The sequence below is a fragment of the Dyella sp. genome, assembly GCF_036384435.1.
Lineage (GTDB): Bacteria > Pseudomonadota > Gammaproteobacteria > Xanthomonadales > Rhodanobacteraceae > GSA-30.
Window position 1 is genome coordinate 28,123 of the sequence record NZ_DASVMI010000094.1, and the last position, 24,373, is coordinate 52,495.

The following is a 24,373-nucleotide window of genomic DNA, read 5'->3' on the forward strand; positions in this document are numbered from 1 at the left end:
GCCATGCTCGATACGATCCGCCAGATAGAAACGCCTGAAGGTGTTTTTCTGCGCCTGCGTGCCGCCGGCGCATTGCCGCGTGCTCTGGCGTGGCTGGTCGATCTGGTGATTCGAGTAACCGCTACCGTGGCCTTGACCAGCCCGTTGATGGTGCTGGGCGAAGGTGGTCGTGGGCTGTATTTCATCGTCGTTTTCGTCGTGACCTGGATGTACGGGGTCATATGCGAGGTGTGGTTCAACGGCCAGACGCTGGGCAAGCGCGCGCTGGATCTGCGCGTGGTCAGTGCCGACGGAGCACCGGTCACGCTGATGCCTTCTGTCGTGCGCAACTTGTTGCGTGTGGTCGACATCCTGCCGGGCCTCTACGGAGTAGGCCTGGTCGCCATGTTGATGGACCCTCACGCGCGCCGCTTCGGCGATATCATCGCGGGTACGATGGTAGTGCACACGGCCGAATTGCAACGCGGTTCGCAAGTACCGGTGATTCCGTCCGAGCCGTTGCCGCCGGGCCTGTCGCTGGAAGAACAGGCGGCAATCGTGGATTTCGCCGAGCGTTGCCCGCATCTCACACCGCAACGCCAACGTGAGCTGGCTGATTTGTTAACGCCCTTGACGGGCTTGTCCGGCGACGAGGGCGTGCGCCGGCTGGTCGCCTATGCCAATGACTTGTTGGGCCGGCCATGAAGCAAGAACGTTTCGTGGCCATGCATGCCGCCGAATGGGAACAACTGGAGGCCTGGCTGCGCCAGGCCGAACTGAAAGCGGGGCCCGCCATGCGCTCGCCGCAGGCGCTGGATTTCCCGGAGGCCTATCGAAGGCTATGCCATCACCTGTCGCTGGCCCTGGCCCGCGGCTACAGTCGTGAGGTCACCGAGCGATTGCAACGCGCGGTCGATCGCGGCCATCGACTGCTCTACCGGCCGCCCGCGCCACGCTGGCAGCGAGCCGCCGTATTTCTCATCGCCGGTTTTCCTCGTCTGGTACGCCAGGAGTGGCGCTGTATGGTGCTGGCGGCCTTGTTGCTCTACGTACCGGCAATCGTAACCTTTGTGCTGGTACTGCTGAAGCCGGATTTTGCACACACGGTATTCAGTGGCATGCAACTGGCCCAATTCGAGCAGATGTACGACCCGTCGAACGACCATATCGGTCGCACCAATGGCACCGACCTGGCGATGTTCGGCTTTTACATCATGCACAATGTAGGTACCGCTTTTCGTACCTTCGGGTCGGGCGTGATCGTGGGCATCGGCGCGGTCTACGTGCTGGCCCTCAACGGCGTGATCCTCGGTACGTTGGCTGGACATCTGGCCCATATCGGCTACGGCGCGCCATTCTGGCGTTTTGTCGTCGCTCATGCCGCCTTCGAACTGACTGCCATCGTCATTGCCGGAGGTGCCGGCCTGAGGCTGGGACTTACGCTGCTGGCCCCGGGGCGCCAAGCGCGGGGGCAGGCGATGGTCCGCGCGGGCTGGATCGGTGCCCAACTGGCCCTGGGTGCGTTTGCCATGCTGGTGGTGGCGGCCTTCATCGAAGCGTTCTGGTCTTCGGTGGCCTCTTTCCCGGACCTGCTCAAATACGGCAGCGCCGCGTTGCTGTGGATCTTCGTCGGCTACTGGCTGCTGCGAGGGGGAAGGGAGGCGGACGATGCAACTTGAACGCATCAGTGTCGTGTTGCGCCCACGCACGCCACGCGAAGCGGTAGATCTGGGCGTGGCTCTGCTACGCGTCCATGCGCGGGCGGTGTGGACGGCGTGGTTCGTGTTTACCTTGCCGGTCGCCGTGATCGCCATTGCGCTGGGCGTGCTCATCGGAGCGCCAGGCCTGGGACTGCTCATCCTGTGGTGGTTGCTGCCTTTATTCGACCGGTTGCCCTTGTTCGTGCTTTCACGCGCGGTCTTTGATCGCGCGCCGGCATGGCGGGATACGCTTGGTGGGCAACGGGCCATGCCGTGGCGTGGCACCTGGGCGTCGCTGACCTGGCGTCGCATCGATGCGCATCGCGCCCTGCGCCTGCCATTGGAATTGCTCGAGGGCCTGAGCCCTGCCCAGCGTGCGCCGCGTTGGCGTGTGCTGAGCCGACATATCGGCGGGTCGTCCTGGATGCTGACTGTCGGCCTGTTCGGGCTCGAATGGTTGCTGTTTTTCAGTGTCTTCATGCTGGCCGCGATGTTCATACCCAGCGAATTCATCGACGATCTGTTTCGCCAGCTTTTTGGCGGCAGCCATGGCTTGCCGCACGGAGCATGGCTGGCGGCATCCATCGTCGGCTATCTGGTCATGAGCGTGATGGAGCCGTGGTACATCGCATCGGGCTTCGGCATGTACCTGGCACGGCGTACCCAATTGGAAGCGTGGGACATCGACCTGACATTCCGGCGGATGCGCCAGCGCCTGGTTTCGGCTGCCCGTGTGCTGGTGTTGCTGGCGTGCCTGGGACTGGCGGTGCCTTCGGCGCATGCTGGCGCATTGACCCCTAACAAGCTCCTGGATCGGGCGGCATCCAGGCCGGATTCTTCCGTGCAGATCGAGGATGTCTTCGGTCCACTCGACCCTGCACGCGATCGTGAATTTTCGCAGGCTGCCCATGAAGCCGCGCAGGATCCCCGCTTCGGCCATCCAAGCAAGGAAATGGCATGGGTCAGGCGTGAACAGCCCAAGGCAGAAGAGAAACAGAAAAACGCCCCGCGTGTGCGCCACGCACCCGACAGCGGTGGCGTGAACATCATCGCCGGTGGCGTGAACATCGTGCTCTGGATCATGCTTGGACTGGTGATCGTGGCCCTGGTGATCTTTGCCTTGCGTCACTTTAAGGGAGTGCGGCTGAGACGCGGACCTGACAGGCTTGTCGCTCCCTTGGAAACCGTCGTCAGCGATGCAGTCATGCCTGAGCGCTTGCCCGATGACGTGGCGTCGGTCACGCGCAGGCTCTGGCAGGGAGGTCGGCATCGCGATGCACTGGCACTGTTGTATCGTGCATGTGTGGCGCAACTAGCCGCCGCCACCCAGGTGGCGATGCCCGACGACGCAACCGAGGCCGAAAGCCTGCGTCGGGCCCGTTCGCTCCAAGACAAGGAACGAAGCAGGCAGGCGGTGGCGATCGTGCGTACCTGGCAGTACGCAGCTTACGCCGATCGTTTTCCGACCGATGGTGAAGTCGATGCGTTGCTGACGGGCTGGCCTGCCCAGGCGGGCCCACTGCCATGAGTCGCGTGACCTGGATCGCGATAGCCATCGTGCTGGCCGTGATCGGGCTGGGCGCGGGTCTTTTCCTGACCACGTTCGAGCGCAAGCTCGTGGACAGTTATCAGCCTGCGCGCGGTCAAGCGCGATACAACGATCTGCTTGCACTCGAACTCGCCCTCAAGCGCCTGCGGCAACCCGTATCTTCGATTACCTCCCTCGATCCGGCCAAGGCTCCCCTGGATTCGGGCGACACCTTAGTGCTGGCGGCGGGGCTCACGCGCATCGAAGGTGGGGAAGCCCAGCGGCTTGATGATTGGGTGCGTGACGGAGGCCATCTCGTCCTGACGGTCGATGGCGGCGAGGAAGCTTCGCACACGGCGTTGTTCGATCGACTCAAGCTGCTCGAATCCAAGGATGGTGCCTTTGCATGCGATCAGATCGTCACGGCCCCCGGCGTCGATGGCAATTTTGATCTTTGCGCCAGGCATTTTTTTCCGCGTAAGGACTCTGACATCCAGGCATCGATTGGCGACAGCAAGCATGGTTATGCCTTTGTCCGTTTTGCCGTGGGTGACGGCACGGTCAGTGTTGTCGACACGTTCGACCCGTTGGAAAACGGTGCTCTGGGCCGCTCGCCGCAACAGCATTTCGTTCGCCGGCTGCTCGATCCAGGGTTCGGCCAAGGGCACTTCTATCTGCTGTACACGTACGACGGCCCGTCGTTCTGGGTTCGCCTGCTCACGCAAGGCTGGCCCGCGCTACTGGCATCGCTGATGTTGCTGCTCGCATGGGCGTTCATGCGTGGCCAGCGGTTGGGCCCGCTCATTCCCGCACCGCATGTGCAACGTCGCGCACTGCTTGAACATGTGCAAGCAGTGGGCGAATTCCTGTTTCGCCGCGACGCGGGCTACACCTTGCACGCCCTGGCGTGTCGCACCGTGCTTGCGCGCGTACGCCGCATGGACCCGATCTGCGAGTCGCTCGAGGGCGACGACCTGCATGCACGCCTTGGCGAGCGCTATCGCCTCGATCCCGCGCACGTGGCGCGGGCTTTCCAGTCACCCGCCAACGCGATTGCCTTTCGCGACAGCCTGGCCATCCTGGCCCGACTCAGGAACCGTCCATGACGATTGAAAATGCTACCGCCGCCGACCAGGTCGAAGCGGATGTCACACCCCTCCCACTCAGCGAACTGGGGGCGCGTACCATCGCTTTGCGCGAGCAAGTGGCCCGCGCCTTCATCGGTCAGGCTGAAGTCTTCGATCAGGTTCTGCTGGCCTTGCTCGCTGCTGGCCATGTGCTGATCGAGGGTGTGCCGGGCCTGGGCAAGACTCTGTTGGTTCGTGCGTTGGCCGCATCGGTCGGTTGTACCTTCGGCCGCATCCAGTTCACGCCCGACCTGATGCCGACGGATGTTACCGGCCACGCGGTCTACGATCCCAAGGCCGAGCGCTTCCAGATACGCCGTGGTCCTGTCTTTGCCAACATGTTGTTGGCCGACGAAATCAATCGCGCGCCAGCCAAGACACAGGCGGCCCTGCTCGAGTCGATGCAGGAAGGTCAGGTCACCATCGAGGGGCGCAGGTTCCCGTTACCGGCGCCGTTCATGGTAGTGGCCACGCAAAACCCGATCGAGCAGGAGGGCACCTATCCGTTGCCGGAGGCCCAGCTCGATCGCTTCCTTATCAAAGTGATCATCGGCTATCCCTCGCTGGATGATGAAAAACGCATGGTCGAGGAAGTGCTCAGTGGACGCATCGCCGCAGGCCTGGATGTGTCGCGGGTTGAACCAGTGCTCTCATTGCAAGAATTGCAGGCATTGCAGCAGGGTGTGGCCACGTTGCACGTTGATCCGGCGGTCATCGACTATGCCGTGCGCATCACGCGTGCGTCGCGCGAATGGCCCGGTGTGGTCGCCGGTGCCGGTCCGCGCGGCGCGCTGGCGCTGGTGCGCCTGGCGCGAGCCCAGGCGGTCATGGATGGCCGCGATTTTGTCACGCCTGACGATGTGCGCAGCGTCACCTTGCCGGCACTGCGTCATCGCTTGACGCTTGCGCCGGAGGCGCTGATCGAACGCCAGCGTCCCGACGATGTGTTGCGCGCCTTGTTACACAAGGTGGCGGCGCCGCGGCAATGATGCGTCCCGGCCCAGCCCTGCTGCTGCTCCTGCTTGCCTGGACCGCGCTCGGCGTAGCGGTGGGTACGGGTCAGGTGCCGCTGTCTGTCTGGTTGGCGTTTGGAGCGGCATGTCTGGTAATCGCGCTACTGGATGCTTGGTTGCTGTCCCGGCTGCCCAGCCCGGTCGTGACGCGTGAACTGCCGCCGGTTGTGCCGTTGGTGCCCGAATGGAAGGTCGGCCTGCGCGTGCATGCGGCAGGCGCGCGTGTCCAGGTTGTTGACCTGCATGATTTGCATCCTGGCGAGTGGCCGGTGCGTGGCATGCCCCGGCGCCTGCGCCTGGAGCCTCGGCGTGAAGTGAACCTGGACTACGCTGTTTCGCCGGGCGGCCGTGGACAATTTCAGTTTCCCGGTTGCCAGATACGTCTGCGTTCGCCGCTGCGTGGCTGGACACAGCAACGCATCGTGGGCCATCCCTCGGTGTTGCGTGTGTACCCGAACTTTGCGCCCCTTGCCGAAATGGCTGGCCTGAGCGTGGAGGTGGCATCGCGCAGCGTCGGCGCACGCTTGCAGCGTCGACGCGGCGATGGCACGGAGTTCCAGGAGCTGCGCGAATACCGCATCGGTGACAGCCTGCGCAAGATCGACTGGAAGGCTACAGCCCGTATGGGGCGGCCGATTTCCCGCGAATATCGTGACGAGCGAAACCAGCAGGTCATCTTGCTGCTCGATGGTGGCCGGCGCATGCTGGCCCAGGACGATCGCCTCTCGCACTTCGATCATGTACTCAACGCTTCGCTCGCGCTGGCTTACATCGCGTTGCGGCAGGGTGATGCGGTCGGCATGCTGTCGTGTAGCGGCCAGGACATGCGCTGGCTGCCGCCTCAGCAGGGCAATGGCGGCATGGACATGTTGCTCGGCGCCGGCTACGACTTGCAGGCACAGCCAGTAGCAACTGATTACGTGGGCGCGGCCAGCGCCTTGCAGTTGCACCAGCGTCGCCGCGCATTCGTCGTGCTGATCACCAATGTGCGCGATGAAGACGATGAAGAACTGCGCATGGCTGTGTCGTTGCTATCGCGCCGCCATCTCGTGCTGGTAGTGAGTTTGCGTGAAACGGCGCTCGATGAATCGATAGGTATGCTGGATGAGAGTGTCGAATCGGCTGTGCGCAGCGCGTCGGTGATGCATTACCTGGCTCAACGTCAGGCCATGCACGACAAATTGCAGCGCGAAGGCGTGGCAGTGCTGGACGTGACCTGCGGGGAACTCTCGGGCCGGCTCATCGAGCGTTACTTGGCTGCCAAGCGCGACGGGCGACTGTGAGTCCGGTTGCGGTCGCTTTTCCTGCAGGCCTTGCCATACGCGCTTTGCTCGCCTGCAGGTGGGCTACCTGACCACGCATGACCGACCGCACGTCGACGAACCTCACGTGCAACCGACGCCCTGCACACATCGTGTCCATCACCGCGGGTCCAGACTTCAACTGGTCTTTCGTCAATGGAGTTCGCACATGTCCGTCAACAAGCCCCTGGCTGGTCGCAAGGTCATCGTCTTGGCCACCGATGGTTTCGAATACAGTGAGTTGACCGAGCCCAAGCGCATGCTAGAGGAAGCGGGCGCTACCGTGGTTGTGGTCGCGCCCGATGACGCCAGCCAGATCAAGGGTTGGAAGGGCGGTGATTGGGCCGGTTCGGTCAAGGTCGATCATTCGCTCGACCAGGTGAATGCCGATGATTACCAGGGTCTGCTATTGCCGGGCGGCGTGATGAATCCGGACAAGCTGCGCATGAAGTCCGAGGCTGTCGCCTTGGTACGCGCATTCGGTGAGGCCGGCAAGCCGATCGCGGCCATCTGCCATGGCCCGTGGACTCTCGTCGACGCAGGACTGGTCAAGGGCCACAAAGTCACCTCGTGGCCCTCGCTGCGCAAGGATCTGGAAAATGCCGGTGCCACCTGGGAAGACAGGGAAGTGATTCGTGATGGCAATCTTGTGACTAGCCGCAAGCCCGATGACATCCCCGCGTTTGGAAAAGCATTGATCGAATTGTTGGCGGCCTGACTCACCGCCGCGGCCTTTGGCGCGATACACCACCACCGAGCCGCAGACGGGCGATAGGCCCGGAAGCCAAACGCTCATCGCGGCGGTCTTACGGCAAAGCCTTCAAGACCGCTGCGGTGCGTGCAAGTCATGGACCTGTGGCAATTCCAGATCACTCGTCTCCCAGGTGCGTGGGCTTCCATGCTTCGCTGAGCTGTTGCTGTACAGGCGCAGGCACGGGTTCGTAATGGCTCAAATCCAGACTGTAGCGACCTCTCCCACCGGTCATCGCCTTCAGTTCGGTCGGATAATCGACCAGTTCGGCCAATGGCGCTTGTGCCTTGATTACCAATTCGCCTCCATGCACGGTATCGGTTCCCATGATGCGTGCGCGTTTGTTTGCCAGTCCTCCGGTCACGTCACCTATATGTGCTTCAGGAATGGAGACCTCCATATCAACGATCGGCTCCAGTACCACGGGCCGGGCCTTGACGATCGCATCAAGGAAGGCCTTCCTGCCGGCGCTGATAAAGGCCACTTCTTTCGAATCCACGGGATGGTGTTTGCCGTCATAAACGGTGACGCGCAGATCCTGCAAGGGATAGCCAGCGATGACGCCGTGTTCCATCGCTTGGCGCACGCCCTTTTCGATGGCAGGCAGGAACTGGCCGGGAATCACTCCGCCTTTGACGGCATCGACGAACTCAAAGCCATGGCCGCGTCCGAGCGGTTCGACGCGCAGGAAGACTTCGCCGAACTGTCCGGCGCCGCCGGTCTGCTTCCTGTGGCGATGATGGCCCTCAGCCATCGCAGCGATGGTTTCGCGATAGGCGATGCGCGGCGGATGCGTGGACACCTCAACGTTGTAGCGATCCTTCATGCGTTGCAATGTCACGCGTAGATGCAGGTCGGACAAGCCACGGATCACCGTTTCGTTGAGCTCTTTGCGATGTTCCATGCGCAGGCAAGGATCTTCTTCGGATAAACGTTGCAGCGCATGCGAAAGCTTTTGCTCTTGCCCCTTGTGACGCGGTTCCAGGGCCAGCCCATACATGGGTTGCGGAAATGTCATCGGTGCGAGTCGCACGCTGTCTTCTTCATGTGAATCATGCAGTATCGCGTCGAAATGGATTTCCTCGATCTTGGCAATCGCAGCGATGTCTCCGGGAATCGCGTACGCCATTTCGTCATGGTTCTTGCCGCGAAGGCGGAACAAATGGCCGACCTTGAAAGGCTTGCGGCCGTTATCCACGAATAACTGCGTTTCACGGCGTATCGTTCCTTGCCAGACGCGAAAGATGCCCAGCTTGCCGACGAATGGATCGTTGATGATCTTGAACACGTCGGCCACGACATGCCGGGTCGGATCGATGGCAATCTCGATCGGCTCGCCGTGTTCATCCATGAAGGGCGGTGGATTGGCTTCCAGTGGGTTGGGTAGCAGGCGCGCGGCAATGTCCAGAAACTGCGGCACCCCCACGCCCGTCCGCGCCGAGACGAAACAGATCGGCACCAGATGTCCCTCGCGCAGGCATTGCTCGAAGGCATCGTGCAACTGCTGTGGGGTCAGGGCCTGCTCGCCGGCTTCCAGGTAGGTGCCCATGGTCGCTTCATTGATTTCCACGACTTGGTCGAGGATCTCCTGGTGAGCTTGGGCTAGTGAAGAAAAATCGGTGGCGCCGTTGGCATGGAAGAAGCAATCCAAGACTTGGCTGCCTCCATGTGCCGGTAGATTGACAGGCAGGCATTCCTGACCGAATTCGTCTCGCAGGTGTTGCACCAACGCTTGCAGATCCACGCCATCCATGTCGATGCGATTGATCACCAGCACGCGGGCCAGCTTGCGGTGGCGTGCGTGCTCCATCATGCGCCGCGTGCCGTGTTCGATGCCGCTGGCGGCGTTGACCACAACGGCAACGGTTTCCACGGCGGCGAATGCGGCCAGCGTACCTCCACGAAAGTCGTTGTAACCGGCCGTATCGATCAGGTTGATGTGGGTTTGTTCGTGGTCGATGGCAGCGATGCAGCTATCGATCGAATGGCCGCGGGCTTTTTCCTGGATATCGGTATCCGATTGCGTGCTGCCTCGCTCGACTGCCCCCTGGGTCTGGATGACTCCCGCGGCATGCAGCAAGGCTTCGAACAACGTGGTCTTGCCTGCGCTGGCATGGCCGGCAAGCGCAATATTGCGGATATTTTCCGTGTTGTACGACACGACGTCCCCTCCTCTGGCGGGGCGACGCATGCGTTCATGCCGGCATGAGCGGCTCCGCACGCGCCGCATGGCGGCTAGCGATGACGGGCCGTCATGGTCGTCCTCCGTGGTCGAGCGCGGGGGCGGTCATGGCGGGAAGGCGGCATAGGGCCGCCTGGGAAGCCTTGAGCCAGGCGAGGGCGCAGGTCAAGCTGCATTGCGGCGTAGGGAACCTGGGTGGCGCTTGCGGGTCTGTGAGGGATACGAGCCCATGACCTGCCGGTGGATGCTGGCGGGCAAGGTCTTTCCATTCAGGGTTGCAAGGGTCATCTCATCGAACCGTCGCCGCAGGTCGAACATCATCGCTGGGTCGAGGACGGGCATGCACGTGGGCTGGCGCCGTTGGATGCTTCCAGCCGGGAGTTGTTGCGCCATATGCGCTGGCGCGAAACCGCAGGGCCCGGCACGGGTCGGCGATGGGCGCTGACGGGGGTCGTGCTGTTGCACGCGCTGTTTGCCATGGTGACCTGGAAGGAAATGCAACTGCGCAGCGGGGCATCGTTCGAACGGCCGGTTCCGGCCGTTCGCGACAACGCCCTGCAAGTGCGCCTGATTGCCGCCGCGCCACGACCGATGGAGGCGGCACCCGTTACCGTGCCTGCGGCCCCGGTTCCTGTGCTGGCCCCGCGGCCCGCACCTGCACGCGAAAAGCCCTCCAGGCAGGCCCTGAAGGTGTTGATGCCATCGCCGAAGCCCAAACCGCAGGTACAGGCCGAGCCGTCAACCGCACCGGCCACGGCCGCATCCATACCGGCGCATCCGCGACTGAAGCTGTTCGACAAGACCGGACAGCCAGTGCTTGCTCCCGCAGCAGCAAGCACTGCGCCCGCACCGGACTATGTGCAACGCAAACCAGAAGGCGACAGTTCGGTGATGGAGCACCGCAATGCCCTCAAGCAACCACCGACGAGCTTGGACAAATATTTTCCGCCACCCGGCGAAAACATCGTGCAGTCGGGGGCGCGCAAGCTCGTGCAGAAAATCAGCAAGCCGCACAACGTGCGCCTGCCTGGTGGCATTCACCTCAAGTGCACTCTGCTGGGTGGGTGCCAGGACCCGCCTCCACCGCCTTCGGCCAAGGATGGCGACATGCGCCTGAGCATGGCTCCGGCTCAGCCGCTCGCCGATATCCCCGATGCGCCCAAGCCACCGGATGTGAACGAATGCATCGCGATTTATCGCGCGGGCAAGGCATTGCCCCAGGGCTGTCCCGTCGATACCCCCGCGCGCGCAGTGGACGCCCAGATGCGCCAATGGCAGCAGAAGAAGGAGCCGCACGATGCCGGACAGCCGTGATCTGGTTGCTCCGGCAGCTACACTAGTCGGATGCCGACACCGCCGTCAGACAAGACCACGAGTCCGATCCGTATTTCCATGCCTTCGCCACGCGAGGCGTCGGAGAGCGCGTCTGTCTATCGCCGACGGCGGCAAGAGCGTCCGAAGCAACGCTGGCTGCGTTTGCTGGCACTGTTCGGCGCGTTGTTCGTGCATCTGGCTTTCCTCGTCGGGGTGATCCTGGGGCCGGCGTATGAGCCGGTCGATCAGTCCGATCACGCGCCGCTGCAAGTGCGCCTGTTGCCGAAGAAGGCCGAAGAACCACCACCGCCGCCGCCGCCGCCCGTGCAGGGCACGCCGCCTCGGGAGATCGGGCCGCCGCACAAAGGCAATGCCACGGCAAAGATCCGTAGCCACCAGCCACGCAGCGCTGCGGCCAGTGCTAATGCGTCAACGCCATCGATTCCCGTGCCGGCGCTTGAGACGCCTAGCGTTGCGTTGGACAAGTCCGCTGCCGCCAAGCCTGAGAAGGTTGCCGCACCGATACCTCCGGTGACCTTGCCCAAGACAGCACCACCGCCACAGATCCAGCCGGTCAAGGTTGATGCGCCCGCACCGCAGGTGGCGCTTGACCAGCCGCCAATGCCCAAGCCGGTACCGCCGAAATTTCAGCCCGAGCCGGTGCGCAAGCCGCAGGCCGAGGGCAATCAGGCCATGCCGCCGCCTTCGCTCGCAGCGCCGGACATTCCTGCCCAGTCACCGCCAAAGGTGTCGCTGCCGATGTTCGCCACCGATCGGCCCGTGGTGCAACCCGTGCCACCCAGTGTCGGACAGGCAGCGCGCGCGGCGACGCCAGCAGCACCGCCGGTACCGGATATGCAGGCCATTCCTGTACCCGCGCAACCGTCGCCCTCGATCAACCTGCAACCATCGGACAACAACACCAAGCCCGTTGCGGTAGCCCGCACGAGACCTCAGATCGCCTCACCGTCGATCCATGTGGAAGAGCCACAACTGGACACGGTGCCTTTGCTACCGCAGGCTAAACCAAGCCTGGAGCGTCCGCAGGCTCCGCCGATGCAGGCGCCCTCGTTGAAAGGGACTGCCGCTGTCGACAAGCCTGTCATCGCGCGTCCGCAGCTCAGTCCGTCGGACGCATCGGCTGATCGCCCGGCATCGAACCAGGCTTCTACGCAAAACGACAAGACCTCGCCAGACCACGCCAGGACCCCCTCGCCATCGATCGCCGACACCAGTGCTCCGGATCGCGGCCGCGATGTGAGCACCGCGCCGGATGCATCGCCGCATGGCAGCGATGCAGGCACGCCCGGTGCTCGTGACGGCGCGAGCGACCAGGCGCACGCCGACTCCGGTAAGCGAGGGCTCAATCTCGATCTTCCTCCCGGTCAGGGCGCGGGTACGGGACGGGGGGGCAACGGCTCAGATCAGGGTGGTAGTGGCGCGGGTGAGGGGGAAGGCAAAGATGACGGCAAACTGGGGCAATACATCCAGCTCAAGCCACATGGTGACACCAATGTGATGTCCCACGGTACACCCAACATCGGTTACACGCCGACGCGCTTTGACAAGGACTGGACACCCGAAGGCGAGAGCTCGGTCGACACTGCGTTGCGGCGTGCGCGTGAAAAGACCACCGTGCGCCATACGTTCCATCTCGCGCCCGGCGTACGCGTGGAATGTGTGGTCATGCCTTTATTCCCGATGGCGCTATTCGGTTGCGGGGGAGGCGATCCGCCGCCCAAGCCAGTGGACGAGAAGGTTTACGAGAGGATGAGGCTGGCGCCAACCAATCCCCTGGTACCGCCGCGCCCGGCAGCGAGTGCTGCGATGCCGCCGGCACCCGTGCACTTGGACAATAGCGTCGAGTGCGCCAATGCCCGCGTCACCGGTGGCCCGATTCCTCCCGGCTGCCTCAACGATGCCCTTCCTCCCGCCCGCCCCAGGCCGGCTACCTCGGGAAGTTCATGGGTACCTGCGAGCGATCAGTTTCATTGAGTGAGGCCGCTCGCTACGCGAGCTGTGAGGCCGGCGGCTGTGCCGCCTGTGAAGGCTAAAGAGCAAGAGCGGCGCCGCTCGGACGCCTTTGCTTTTTCCTTTTTATTCTTCACAGCGCCGCAGGAGCGACTTCACAGCTCGCGCAGCGAGCGGCCTCACTCAACTAAAGCATCCTCAACAATTCGCGCATCAATGGCAGTCGCCTTACGCGTACCGCGCTGACGCGGAAAACGGCATTGGCCAAGGCCGGGGCGGCGGTGGGCATGGCCAGGAAGCTGGCGCCCGTGGGTGCGCGATCGTCGGCCGGCACGATGATGGTCTCGATGTTGTCTGGCAACTGCGCCATGCTCGCCAGTGCATAGTCCTTGAAGTTGTGCTGCTGCACCTGGCCGTCCTTGTAGGTGATGGCCAGATTCAGCGCGGTGGACAGGGCGTCGAGTGTGGCACCGGCTACCTGGTTTTCCAGGCCACGCGGATTGATGACCCTGCCCACGTCGACGGCACATACGACGCGCTCGATATTGAGCTTGTCGCCTTGCAGGGATGCCTCGATGGCGTGGGCTACATACGCGCCGTTGACGTACCAGCTGGCGATGCCCAGGCCGTTGACGGTGCGCAGCCAGCGCGACCAGTCGATGCGGTCGGCCACCTGCTTGAGCACATTGATCATGCGGCCGGTGTCCATGCTGCCACCGCCTTGCAAGGGAATCTCACGCGGTTCACCAAGCAGGCGCAGGCGCGTGTCCAACGGGTTTTCCTTAAGCACGTGCGCCGTTTCGTCGATGAAGCTCTCGACGGCGAATGCGTTGCTCAAGTGCGGCATGCCGCGGGCCGGACCGCGCGGCATCGACGAGGCTACACTGAACCAGTCGCTGCGGTAGTTGGGCACCAGTCCCGCTGGCACCTGATTGAGGTCAAGTTCCGAGGTCCACAGATTGGCATCGGGTACGCCACGTCCGGTCAGGGCCGAAGCCGACGCGGTGCGCTGGCTCCAGCTCAGGAATTGGCGCTTGCCATTCAACGCCGCGTTGATACGGATAACGCTGGCCGAGCGGTAGTAGTCATGCGTGAGGTCGTCATCGCGCGTCCACAGCAGGCGCACCGGCTTTTTGACCGCCTTGGCAATCATCACGGTCTCGACCACGTAGTCGTGATCAAGGCGGCGACCATATCCGCCTCCGACGCGCGGCACCTTGATCTCGATCTGCTCCGGCTTCAGACCCGTCAGGCGCTGCACGATGGCCGAGGCGCGCTGGGGTGCCTGGGTCGGTATCACCAGCATGGCGCGATCAGCGTCGATACGCACCATGCAATTCATCGGTTCGGCCGTGGCATGCGCCAGCCACGGCTGGGCATAAGTTGCCTCCAGGCGGCGCGCGGCCTTGCGGTTGGCTGCGTCGACGTCGCCATCGTTGCGCACGCGTGTGGTAGGGGCCTGGTCCTTGTTGTTGATCAGATCGTTTGCCTGTTGCTCGAAGGCGCCACTGTTTTCACCCTGGCTTGCGCCGGGTTTCCAGTGCACTTTCAGCTTGGCGCGTGCCTGCAAGGCGGTCCATGTATCCTGCGCTACGACGGCGACCGCAGGAGCAATCACCGTGTTGCCAGGTTGCTGGCCCGGTTCGGGCCTTAATGCGATGACATCGACAACTCCCTTGATCGCCTTCGCTGCCTGGGCGTCGAAGCTGTCGAGCGTACCGTCCGGCCACGGGCAGCGCACCAGCAGTGCTACCAGGGTATCGCTGATGCTCTGGTCGCCGGCAAACGGCAACTGGCCGGTGACCATCGCGTGCGCATCGACATCGCCGGCGGGCTGGCCGATCAGGCGATATTGATCTGGCGTCTTGGCGGCAACCGCCTGCGCGGGAGGAGCGATCTTCGCGGCTGCTTCAACCAGGCTGCCGTAGTCCAGGCGGCGGCCGTCCGGCGAAACGACCTGGCCGGCATCGGTGTGCAACCGCTCGGCGGCAACGCCCAACTGGCGCGCGGCCGCTTGCAATAGCAGCCAACGGGCGAGGGCGCCGGCCTGGCGCAGGTCGTTCCATGCGGCGGGAATCGAATCGCCGGTGCCACCCACCTGGCGCCCATAGGTCCAGCGGATATTGCCATTGTCGTTGCTGACGCCCAGGCCAAGACCGATCACGCTGACGTTCTTCCAGTCCGCATCGAGCTCGTCGGCAATGATGCGCGGAAGGGCTGTCGCCACGCCGGTACCCGTGTCCGGATCGCGCGCGCCGATCAGCACCTTGCCATCGGCATCGATGCGCACGAATGCACCCAGGTCGTACAGCTTGTCGCCAAGCATGGACAACGGAAACGGCGCGGCCGGACCGTCGGCGGCCGCGGCCACGTCTGTCCACGGAATTCCCACGATCAATGCGCCGGCTGTGCCGGCCAGTACCTTGAGGAAACGGCGACGCGCCACGCTGGCGTCGGGCAGGTCATGCTGATGGCTCATGCTTTGGTTCCACCCAGGTTGCCGGCGGCGCGCTTGATGGCGCGGCGCACGCGCGTCTGGCAGCCGCATCGGCACAGGTTCGGCAGTTGGTCGATATCGTCGTCGCCCGGATTGTGCTTGCGGTCGAGCAGTTCCTTGCCGGCCATGAGCCAGCCCGGTGTGCAGTAACCGCAGCCAAAGGCGTCCTCATCAATGAAAGCCTGCTGTAGCGGATGCAACTTGCCGTGCGCGTCGACCAGGCCCTCGACCGTGGTCACTTGCGCGATCTTCGCGTGCGCCGACCTGACCTTGCTGTCCTTGCCATCCTTCGCATTGGCAAGCTCCTCGATGGTCACCGCGATCGCCGAGGTGAGCTTGCCGTTGATCAGTACCAGGTCCGCGCCGTTACCACTGCCATGTTCGCCGGCGTATTTGGTGCCGGTCAGTTGCAGCACGTCGCGCAGGTACCACAGGAGTGGCATTTTCGGATCACCGGTGTGGCGAAACCGTTCACCGTTGATCTCCAGGTCGATGCCCTCGCGGACTTTTTCCGGCTTGATGCTGCCGCTGTCGCTCGGTGGCAGTGGCGCCCCCTGGGCTTGTAATGCCATCTCAGTGAATCTCCTCGACGAATCGGTTCATTTTGGCATCGAAACGAGATTTTAGGGCTCCGTGCGGCTGAACAGGCGGCGCCACACGATATACACGGGCACGCCGGCCAGCATGATGAGCACCCCTATGCCGGTATTGAATGGACTGGCGCGCAGGCTCTGCACGATCACCAGGCCGACTGTGGCGATGAACAAGATCGGCGGCCACGGATAACCTGGCACGCGGAAATCCAGCGGTGCATGGCCGCCATCGTGGCGGCGGTACCAGAACAGCGTGCCTACGCCGAACGCGCAGGCCAGCCAGTCGCCGAAGGTCGCGTATTCGAGCAGACGCTCATACGTGCCTGTCAGCACCAGCAGGCACGTCCATGTAGTGAGCAGGATCAGCGCTACGTTGGGTGTGCGGTGCCTAGGATGCAGGCGAGCCACGCTGCGGAAGAACAATCCATCCTCGCCCATCGCTTGCAGCACGCGGGAGCCGGCTACCAGCGTGATATTGCAAAAGCCCAGGGTGGAGATGGCGATGCCAATGGCAATCAGCTTGGCACCGATCGGTCCGGCCACGTGCTGCATCACGTCGGCGGCGGGGGTCTGGGTCTGAGCGAGGCCGGCGTGGCCCAGTACCGCGAGATAGGCGATGTTCACCAATGCGTACACCACGATCACCAGCACCATGCCCAGCACCAGCGCGCGTGGCAGGGTTCGCTGAGGATTGCGCACTTCTCCGGCGAGATTGTTGAGGTAGGTGAAGCCGCTGTAGGCGAACAGGACAGGCAGGGCGGCGCCCATGAAGCCGACATCGGCGCGAGCGGGGTCGGGCATCAGCGCCTGGCTGCTACCCACGCCGGCATACACCAGTCCGCAAACCACCAGCATCGCAATGGCCAGCAACTTGAGCAGCGTAAAGAGATTCTGGATCTGCGCGCCCAGGCGTAGCCCGAACAGGTTAATGCCTGAGACGACGACCAGGCCACCTATAGCCAGGGGATTGACGATGCTGGGAGGCAGGTCGAAGACCTTGGCCGTATAGGCAGCAAAGCCCATGGCGACCGTAGCGGTGGAGCCGGAATAGATCACCAGCAGCATGGTCCATCCGAACAGGAATCCGGCCATCGGACCAAAGGCATCGCGCAGGTAGACATAGCTGCCCCCGGCGCGCGGGCGACGTGCGCCGAGCTCGGCATAACAGAGCACACCCAGCAGGGTGAGCACCCCGGCACCTGTCCACATCAGCAGCAGGGCAAGCCCGGAGCTGGTGCGGGCCGCGGCGATATAGGCATTGACGAAAATGCCGCCGCCGATCATGCCGCCCACGACGATCAGGGCGGCGTCCCAAAGGCTCAGGCGACGGATATAGCCGTCGGATGTCGAAGGGTCGCTCATGGAGGTCCGCTTGATGAATGCGTCGCCGAGCATGGCGGCTGGTCAAGCGCGCGGCAAGACCTTCATGCAGGCTTTGCGGTGCAGGTCGTCCCGCGATGTTGGATGCCTGCCCGGTTGCATGCCGTCGCAGAGCGCGGCGTGCTTGCGCCAAACAGATTAAATGACAATATGCAATAGAAGAAGTTTTATTTTTAATAATCAGTGGGTTGCGACATTTTTTCGCTTGGTTTTGACCTGACGAAAATTTTACAATACGCAGGTCGCGAGCCGTTTCCCCCTCCCTCAGAGCTCGCAGGACGAAAAACAACTTCAAGGAGTTCCCCATGAATAAGTTTCTTTCTGCCGCCGTTCTGGCGGTGCTAGGCGCGGCTTCGGCCACGGCTTCGGCTGACGAGGGCAATTTCTTCGTCAATGGCAACATCGGCCAAGCCAATTGGCGTGACGGCAGCGCAGCCCGTTCGCTGTACGCCATCCCGGGCGTGGAGCGCGTCAAGCAGGACAACACTGGCCCGGCTGGCCAGTTGCGCGTTGGCTATCGCTGGCGCAGCGTCGTCGACTACGGCGTTGAACTGGGTTATGCCTACCTGGGCGAGCGCACCGTGAATTATTCCGGTGCCGACTTCTCCAACAACCTCAAGCAGAAGAGCCGTGGCTACATGCTTGGTGGCAACCTGAACTGGAACATCACTGATCAGTGGTATGTCTCTGGCCGTGCCGGCTGGTACCGCGGCCGGGCCGTGGCGCAGGAGCGTAACTACGATGCGGTTGGTCGTTCGGCAGGCACGCTGGCCAGCAACATGGCCACGGGTGAGTACATGGGCCTGGGCGCCGGTTACAATATCAACCAGCATTTCAGCGTTGGCCTGAATTACGACCGCTTCCACCTGCCGGGCCAGGGTGGGGTGGCTGCCACTACCGTCAACATGACCACGATTGGCGGGGAATTCCGCTACTGAGCGACCTCGCCTGGTACCGATCGGATGAAACGGCCGCTCTCTGCGGCCGTTTTTTTGCCTGGATCAAGCCCCGTCGTGTCGGCTGCCCGGGGCCTACGCTCGATATTGCATGCTCGCCATCAGCGCAGGGACTCGCGTTCCATCCATAGGCCGACCATGCGGTCCGCGATACGCCATGTTGCGGTTTCCCGGCCAGGTTTTGGGGTCCCCCGCCCCGATGCGGCACAATAGGCCGGTTGCGCGCCTGTCACGACGCGCTGTTGAATTCCCCGTCGAAAGCTGCCGCCAATGACTTCCATCAAGCAAGAAGACCTGATCCAGAGCGTCGCCGACGCCCTGCAATACATCAGCTACTACCATCCCGTCGACTACATCACCCATCTCGCCGCCGCCTATGAGCGCGAGGAAAGCCCCGCGGCCAAGGACGCGATGGCGCAGATCCTGATCAATTCGCGCATGGCCGCCGAAGGACATCGCCCGCTGTGCCAGGACACCGGCATCGTCACCGTATTCCTCAAGATTGGCATGCAGGTGCGCTGGGACGATGCGACGATGTCGGTTGACGACATGGTCAACGAAGGCGTGCGCCGCGCCTACAATGATCCGGACAACAAGTTGCGCGCCAGCGTGCTGGCCGATCCGGCCGGCAAGCGCACCAATACGAAGGACAACACACCGGCCGTCATCAATGTTTCCATCGTGCCCGGTGCTACTGTCGACGTGATCGTCGCGGCCAAGGGCGGTGGTTCGGAGGCCAAATCCAAGTTCGTCATGCTCAACCCGTCCGATTCGATCGTCGACTGGGTGCTCAAGACCGTGCCCACCATGGGGGCCGGCTGGTGCCCGCCCGGCATGTTGGGCATCGGTATCGGCGGCACCGCCGAGAAGGCGATGCTGCTTGCCAAGGAATCGTTGATGGAGCCGATCGACATCCAGGACCTGATTGCGCGAGGCCCGAGCAACCGTGCCGAGGAATTACGACTGGAACTGTATGAAAAGGTCAATGCACTGGGCATTGGTGCGCAAGGCCTGGGCGGCCTGACCACGGTGCTCGACATCAAGGTCAAGGATTACCCGACCCACGCTGCCAACCTGCCGGTGGCGATGATTCCCAATTGCGCTGCGACGCGCCACGCGCATTTCACGTTGGATGGCTCAGGTCCCGTGGCGCTCGATGCGCCCTTGCTGGAAGACTGGCCCAAGCTCACCTATGACGCCAGCAAGGGGCGTCGGGTGGATCTGGATACCGTTACGCGTGAAGACGTGGCCAGTTGGAAACCCGGTGAGGTGCTGCTGCTCAACGGCAAGCTGCTTACCGGTCGCGACGCCGCGCACAAGCGCATGGTGGACATGCTCAACAAGGGCGAGACACTGCCCGTCGATTTCACCAATCGCTTCATCTACTACGTCGGTCCGGTCGATCCGGTACGCGACGAAGTGGTGGGGCCGGCCGGTCCCACCACGGCTACGCGCATGGACAAATTCACCGAGCAGGTGCTGGCCCAGACCGGCCTGCTGGGCATGGTCGGCAAAGCCGAACGCGGTCCGGCGGCGATTGAGGCAATCAAGAAGCACCAATCGGTGTATCTGATGGCGGTCGGCGGCGCGGCCTATCTGGTTTCCAAGGCGATCAAGGCCTCGCGCGTGGTCGGTTTCGCCGACCTGGGCATGGAAGCGATCTACGAATTCGAGGTCAAGGACATGCCTGTCACCGTAGCCGTCGATTCGCTGGGCACCTCGGTGCACCAGACTGGTCCGCGCGAATGGCAGGCTCGGATCGGCAAGATTCCGGTAGTGGTGGCCTGACAACACAGGAGATGGGCGGTGGGGGCGTAGCGTTGCCGGATGAGGCAGCGTGTGGTTCGCGCCGACACAAGCACGCTGCGGTGTGGCGCAAGCAAGCGGACTTGCGCCCCCCGCAACCCATCTCCCGCCCTAAAAACCTGCGAAAGCATGGCAGCCTGGCGATGCGCGCCCATGTGTCGCATCGCTAAATAGCCTTCCATACGCCCGCGTCCTCCCATTGCATTCGGGTTGTCGCAGCGCAACACTGGCCGGATACCTTTTCCCCCAACCCACTCGAGAACTCGTGAACTCGCAAACCCTCGCGCCGCTTTCCGCGGACGCCCCCTGGATCGTGATGAAGTTCGGCGGCACCAGTGTCGCCACGCTCCCACGCTGGCAGAACATCCTGGAACTGGTAAGCAGCCGTCGCGCCGAGGGCGCGCGCGTGCTGATTGTCGTTTCGGCACTCTCCGGCATCACGGACGCACTCAAACAGATGTGCGCCGAGGGTGACAAGGGAAAACGCAGCGAGGCAGCCAAGACGATCGCGGCGCGCCACCACCAATTGCTCGAGCACATGCAGTTGTCCGCGCCAGATACTTTGGAGGCACGGCTGCGTGAACTGGCACGACTGGCCGAGGAGGGCCCGAGCAAGATGGGCGAGCTGGCCTGGGCGGCATTGGTGCAGGCTCATGGCGAGCTGATGTCCAGCGCGCTCGGTTCGGCGTTTCTCACGCATGGCGGCCTTACCACCGAATGGGTGGATGCGCGCGAATGCCTGGCTGCGGTGGCGCTACCCAACCAGAACGAACGCACCAAGCTGCTTTCGGCCATGGTTGAAGCGCGGCCGGACGCGGCAATCGCCGCGCGGCTGGCGATGCGCGGCGAAGTATTCATCACTCAAGGTTTCATCGCACGCGAAGCGCAAGGGCGCACTGTGCTGTTGGGACGTGGCGGTTCGGATACCTCCGCGTCGTACTTCGGCGCCCTGCTGCGCGCGCAGCGTGTGGAGATATGGACCGACGTGGCTGGCATGTTCACCGCCAATCCACGCCAGGTTCCCGGTGCACGCCTGTTGCAGCGACTCGATTACGAGGAGGCCCAGGAAATTGCCTCCACCGGCGCCAAGGTACTGCACCCGCGCTGCCTGTCTCCGTTGCGCGAGCCGCGCGTGCCGCTGCTGGTCAAGGACACTAATCGCCCCGAGCTCAGCGGCACGCATATCGGCCCGGAGCTGCGCGAGGAAGCGCCCAGCATCAAGGCGATCAGCACGCGAAAGGGCATCACGCTGGTATCGATGGAATCGGTCGGCATGTGGCAGCAAGTCGGCTTTCTTGCCGACGTGTTCGATCAATTCAAGCACCATGGCCTGTCGGTCGACCTGATCGGCTCGGCCGAAACCAATGTCACCGTGTCGCTGGACCCCACCGAAAATCTGCTCGATTCGGATGTCCTGGCCGCGCTCGCTGCCGATCTGGCCAAGGTGTGCCGGGTCAAGGTCATTGCACCGTGCGCCGCCGTGACCATGGTCGGGCGTGGCATGCGCTCGATGCTGCATCGCCTGCATACGGTCATGGCAGAGTTTGGCCAACACCGTGTGCATATGATTTCGCAATCGTCGAACAACCTGAATTTCACCTTCGTCGTCGACGAGAACGTGGTCGACGGACTGCTGCCGCAATTGCACGAGCAACTGGTGCGTACCGGTGCCATGCGCACCGATGATGCGACCTTGTTCGGACCCAGTTGGGAGCGCCTGTACGGCGTGACCGAGACCGGCCACGCACCGGCCTGGTGGCTGGACAAACGCGCGCAGTTGGTCAAGCTCGCTGAGGAACGCAGTCCTCGCTATGTCTACGACCTGGCCACCGTCCGCGAACGTGCCCGGGCACTCAAGGCTTCGTTGCCGGTCGACCGGATCCTGTTTGCGATCAAGGCCAATTCGCACCCCGCCATCCTCAAGGCTCTGGCCGAGGAAGGTCTCGGCATGGAATGCGTTTCGCCTGGCGAGCTCGATCTCGTCGCTGCAACCGTGCCGGCCGATACGCCGCGCCTGTTTACGCCCAATTTCGCACCGCGTGCCGACTACCGCGCCGCGCTGGAAGCTGGTGTGCTGGTGACCATCGACGCATTGCATCCGATGGAACACTGGGTCGAGACCTTCGAAGGGCGTGATATCAGCGTGCGCGTGGACCTGGGGCGTGGCCTGGGCCATCACGACAAGGTGCGCACGGGCGGCAGCACCAGCAAGTTCGGTGTGCCGCTGGACCAGCTCGATGCATTCGTGCACCTGGCCGCGGCCCGCCACGCGCGTATCGTGGGCCTGCATGCGCACCTGGGGTCGGGTGTACTCGATCCCTCGCATTGGGCCGAGGTGTTCTCGCAATTGGCGACCATTGCCGAGCGCATCCCGACGGTGGAATTCCTCAACCTGGGCGGCGGCCTGGGCGTGCCTTCGCACCCGGGCGAGCGGCCGCTCGACCTGGAGGCGGTCGGGGCGGCCCTGGCCGAGGTCAGGCGCGTCTATCCGCAATACAAACTATGGATGGAGCCAGGCCGCTTCCTGGTGGCCGAAGCGGGCGTGCTGCTGGCTCGAGTCACCCAGCTCAAAGGCAAGGGCGCCTGGCGCTATCTGGGCGTGGATGCGGGCATGCACAATTTGATTCGTCCGGCGCTTTACGATGCCTGGCACGAGATCGCCAATCTCACGCGCTTCCACGAGCCGGCCACGGCGATGTATCAAGTGGTCGGACCGATCTGCGAATCGGGCGACGTGCTGGGCAACGATCGCCGCCTGCCGGAAAGTCGCGAGGACGATGTGATCCTGATCGCCACTGCGGGCGCTTACGGTCAGGTGATGTCTTCGCCGTACAATCTGCGTGGTCCGGCCGAAGAGATCGTGCTCGACTGAACGAACATGCCCGTGTCCGAAAGGCGCGGGCATGGCGGTGTTTTTTTTGGAGAATCCGGTGACTGATGCAATCCAGCCTCGCCTGACGCAGGTTTTTCGTTTCGTGCGCTGCAGCTATGCCGATGGCGTAGCCGAGCTGGTCTATGCCTTCGATCATGGCGAGGAACTGATCGAACGCGTACGTTTTCCGCAAGCGCCTTCCGTGCCGGATACGCATCGGCAGGCCTTCGATATGGCGCTCAAGGCATTGCATCTGTTTGCAGGCGTCAGCTACTACAAGGCTGGCGTGCCGCCGCATATCGAGTTGGCCGACGGCCCGCTCGATGACGCCACCGCCGATATGCTCGATGCCTTGTATCTGCACGGGCTGGCCGAATTTGCTTATCGCAACGGCCTGGACCTGCGCGGACGCATCGCGTTTCCACGTGGTGGCCAGTCTTGCGCGCCTGCCGTGGCGCTGGGGCTACCCGCGCGCACGCTGGTGCCGATCGGTGGCGGCAAGGATTCCCTGGTCGCGGTGGAGGCGATCAAGCAGGCCGGTGGCGAAGCAACCGCCACCTGGGTGGGTCATTCCACCTTGATCGCAGCCTGTGCCGAACGCACTGGCCTGCCGACGCTCAATATCCAGCGCGAGCTGGCGCCGGGCCTGTTCGAGCTCAATCGCCTTGGCGCTTGGAATGGGCATATTCCGGTGACGGCCATCAATTCGGCCATCCTGGCGCTGGCCGCCATTCTCTATGGCCACGACAGCATCGCCTTCGCCAATGAGCGCTCGGCTTCGGCGGCCACGCTGGAGTACGAAGGCCAGCAGGTCAACCACCAGTGGAGCAAGAGCTTTGCCTTCGAGCGCTTGTTCGCTGACTGGCTGCATTCGCACGTGGCCAGCGACCTGCATTATTTCTCGTTGTTGCGACCCTATTCGGAGCTGGCGGTCACGCGTGCGTTCTCGCGGCTCACACCTTATTTCGACGTGTTCTCCAGTTGCAACCGCAACTTCAAGATCCTCGGGCCCAAGCCGGCCGATCGCTGGTGCGGGCAGTGCCCTAAGTGCCACTTCGTCTTTCTTGCGCTGGCACCGTTCCTGCCCAAGCCGCGCCTGTTGTCGATTTTTGGTCGCAACCTGCTCGATGACGAAACGCAGGCAGCCGGTTTCGACGCGCTGCTGGAGTACCTCGATCACAAGCCATTCGAATGCGTGGGGGAGGGCGCCGAGGCGCGCGCTGCGATGTACGCGTTGAGCCAGCGACCGGAGTGGCAGGAAGACATGCTGATTGCACGTTTTCGCCAGGAGATCGAGCCTCAGCTCGATGCGGCCGAGCTGGCCATTGAGCCCTGGCTGGAGGCTTCGCCCGAGCACGGTGTCCCCCAGCGCCTGCTCGGCGCGCTGGCCTCGCTCGGCTGAT

General features: G+C 63.2%; 17 protein-coding genes. 13 read left to right on the forward strand and 4 right to left on the reverse strand.

Features of this window, described 5'->3' with window-relative positions; genetic code table 11:
- The first annotated feature begins 3 nt into the window (after window positions 1–3).
- The 7 genes from VF436_RS09265 (at window position 4) to VF436_RS09295 (ending at window position 7,366) form a co-directional block, all read left to right on the forward strand.
- Entirely contained in the window at window positions 4–684 is a 681-nt protein-coding gene (locus VF436_RS09265) for an RDD family protein (RefSeq protein ID WP_330903727.1), read from the forward strand.
- Window positions 681–1,658, forward strand: coding sequence for a stage II sporulation protein M (locus tag VF436_RS09270; protein WP_330903728.1), 978 nt, complete (start codon window positions 681–683; stop codon window positions 1,656–1,658). Before VF436_RS09265 ends, VF436_RS09270 begins: the two co-directional genes overlap by 4 nt.
- On the forward strand, window positions 1,648–3,207 hold the full coding sequence (locus tag VF436_RS09275; protein WP_330903729.1) for a DUF4129 domain-containing protein: 1,560 nt from the start codon (window positions 1,648–1,650) through the stop codon (window positions 3,205–3,207). The genes VF436_RS09270 and VF436_RS09275 overlap by 11 nt, the downstream gene beginning before the upstream one ends.
- A complete protein-coding gene (locus tag VF436_RS09280; protein WP_330903730.1) occupies window positions 3,204–4,313 on the forward strand; it encodes a DUF4350 domain-containing protein in 1,110 nt (369 codons plus the stop codon). Before VF436_RS09275 ends, VF436_RS09280 begins: the two co-directional genes overlap by 4 nt.
- A complete protein-coding gene (locus VF436_RS09285; protein WP_330903731.1) occupies window positions 4,310–5,323 on the forward strand; it encodes a MoxR family ATPase in 1,014 nt (337 codons plus the stop codon). Before VF436_RS09280 ends, VF436_RS09285 begins: the two co-directional genes overlap by 4 nt.
- On the forward strand, window positions 5,323–6,630 hold the full coding sequence (locus tag VF436_RS09290) for a DUF58 domain-containing protein (protein WP_330903780.1): 1,308 nt from the start codon (window positions 5,323–5,325) through the stop codon (window positions 6,628–6,630). Before VF436_RS09285 ends, VF436_RS09290 begins: the two co-directional genes overlap by 1 nt.
- A 187-nt stretch (window positions 6,631–6,817) precedes the next feature.
- A complete protein-coding gene (locus VF436_RS09295) occupies window positions 6,818–7,366 on the forward strand; it encodes a type 1 glutamine amidotransferase domain-containing protein (RefSeq protein ID WP_330903732.1) in 549 nt (182 codons plus the stop codon).
- Between the two features lie 151 nt (window positions 7,367–7,517).
- Here the strand turns inward: VF436_RS09295 and fusA are convergent, their stop codons facing one another.
- A complete protein-coding gene (gene fusA, locus VF436_RS09300; RefSeq protein WP_330903733.1) occupies window positions 7,518–9,560 on the reverse strand; it encodes an elongation factor G in 2,043 nt (680 codons plus the stop codon).
- A 261-nt stretch (window positions 9,561–9,821) separates the two neighbouring features.
- Here fusA and VF436_RS09305 point away from each other — a divergent pair, with 261 nt between their 5' ends.
- Window positions 9,822–10,895, forward strand: a complete 1,074-nt coding sequence (locus tag VF436_RS09305) for a hypothetical protein (RefSeq protein WP_330903734.1) — start codon at window positions 9,822–9,824, stop codon at window positions 10,893–10,895.
- Window positions 10,896–10,973: 78 nt separating this feature from the next.
- Window positions 10,974–12,890, forward strand: coding sequence for a hypothetical protein (locus VF436_RS09310; protein ID WP_330903735.1), 1,917 nt, complete (start codon window positions 10,974–10,976; stop codon window positions 12,888–12,890).
- A gap of 163 nt (window positions 12,891–13,053) precedes the next feature.
- Here the strand turns inward: VF436_RS09310 and VF436_RS09315 are convergent, their stop codons facing one another.
- The 3 genes from VF436_RS09315 to VF436_RS09325 are packed head-to-tail and all read right to left on the reverse strand — an operon-like array spanning window position 13,054 to window position 17,318.
- Window positions 13,054–15,345: a xanthine dehydrogenase family protein molybdopterin-binding subunit gene (locus tag VF436_RS09315; protein WP_330903736.1), complete on the reverse strand. Its 2,292-nt coding sequence runs from the start codon at window positions 15,343–15,345 to the stop codon at window positions 13,054–13,056.
- A complete protein-coding gene (locus VF436_RS09320; protein WP_330903737.1) occupies window positions 15,342–15,935 on the reverse strand; it encodes a (2Fe-2S)-binding protein in 594 nt (197 codons plus the stop codon). The genes VF436_RS09315 and VF436_RS09320 overlap by 4 nt, the downstream gene beginning before the upstream one ends.
- 51 nt (window positions 15,936–15,986) lie before the next feature.
- Window positions 15,987–17,318 (reverse strand): APC family permease, encoded by a 1,332-nt coding sequence (locus VF436_RS09325; RefSeq protein WP_330903738.1) that lies wholly within the window; start codon window positions 17,316–17,318, stop codon window positions 15,987–15,989.
- 323 nt (window positions 17,319–17,641) lie between these two features.
- Between VF436_RS09325 and VF436_RS09330 the strand changes: the two genes are divergently transcribed.
- The 4 genes from VF436_RS09330 to murL all read left to right on the forward strand — a co-directional run bounded on the left by VF436_RS09330 (window position 17,642) and on the right by murL (window position 24,372).
- The gene (locus tag VF436_RS09330) at window positions 17,642–18,274 is read left to right on the forward strand and encodes an outer membrane protein (protein WP_330903739.1); all 633 of its coding nucleotides are present in this window, start codon (window positions 17,642–17,644) and stop codon (window positions 18,272–18,274) included.
- 288 nt (window positions 18,275–18,562) lie between these two features.
- Window positions 18,563–20,080, forward strand: coding sequence for a fumarate hydratase (locus VF436_RS09335; protein ID WP_330903740.1), 1,518 nt, complete (start codon window positions 18,563–18,565; stop codon window positions 20,078–20,080).
- 283 nt (window positions 20,081–20,363) lie between these two features.
- Window positions 20,364–22,970, forward strand: a complete 2,607-nt coding sequence (locus VF436_RS09340; RefSeq protein ID WP_330903741.1) for a bifunctional aspartate kinase/diaminopimelate decarboxylase — start codon at window positions 20,364–20,366, stop codon at window positions 22,968–22,970.
- A 58-nt stretch (window positions 22,971–23,028) separates the two neighbouring features.
- Window positions 23,029–24,372 carry a UDP-N-acetyl-alpha-D-muramoyl-L-alanyl-L-glutamate epimerase gene (gene murL / locus VF436_RS09345; protein WP_330903781.1) on the forward strand — a complete coding sequence of 448 codons (1,344 nt, stop codon included), beginning with the start codon at window positions 23,029–23,031 and terminating at the stop codon, window positions 24,370–24,372.
- The last annotated feature ends 1 nt before the right edge of the window (window position 24,373 follow it).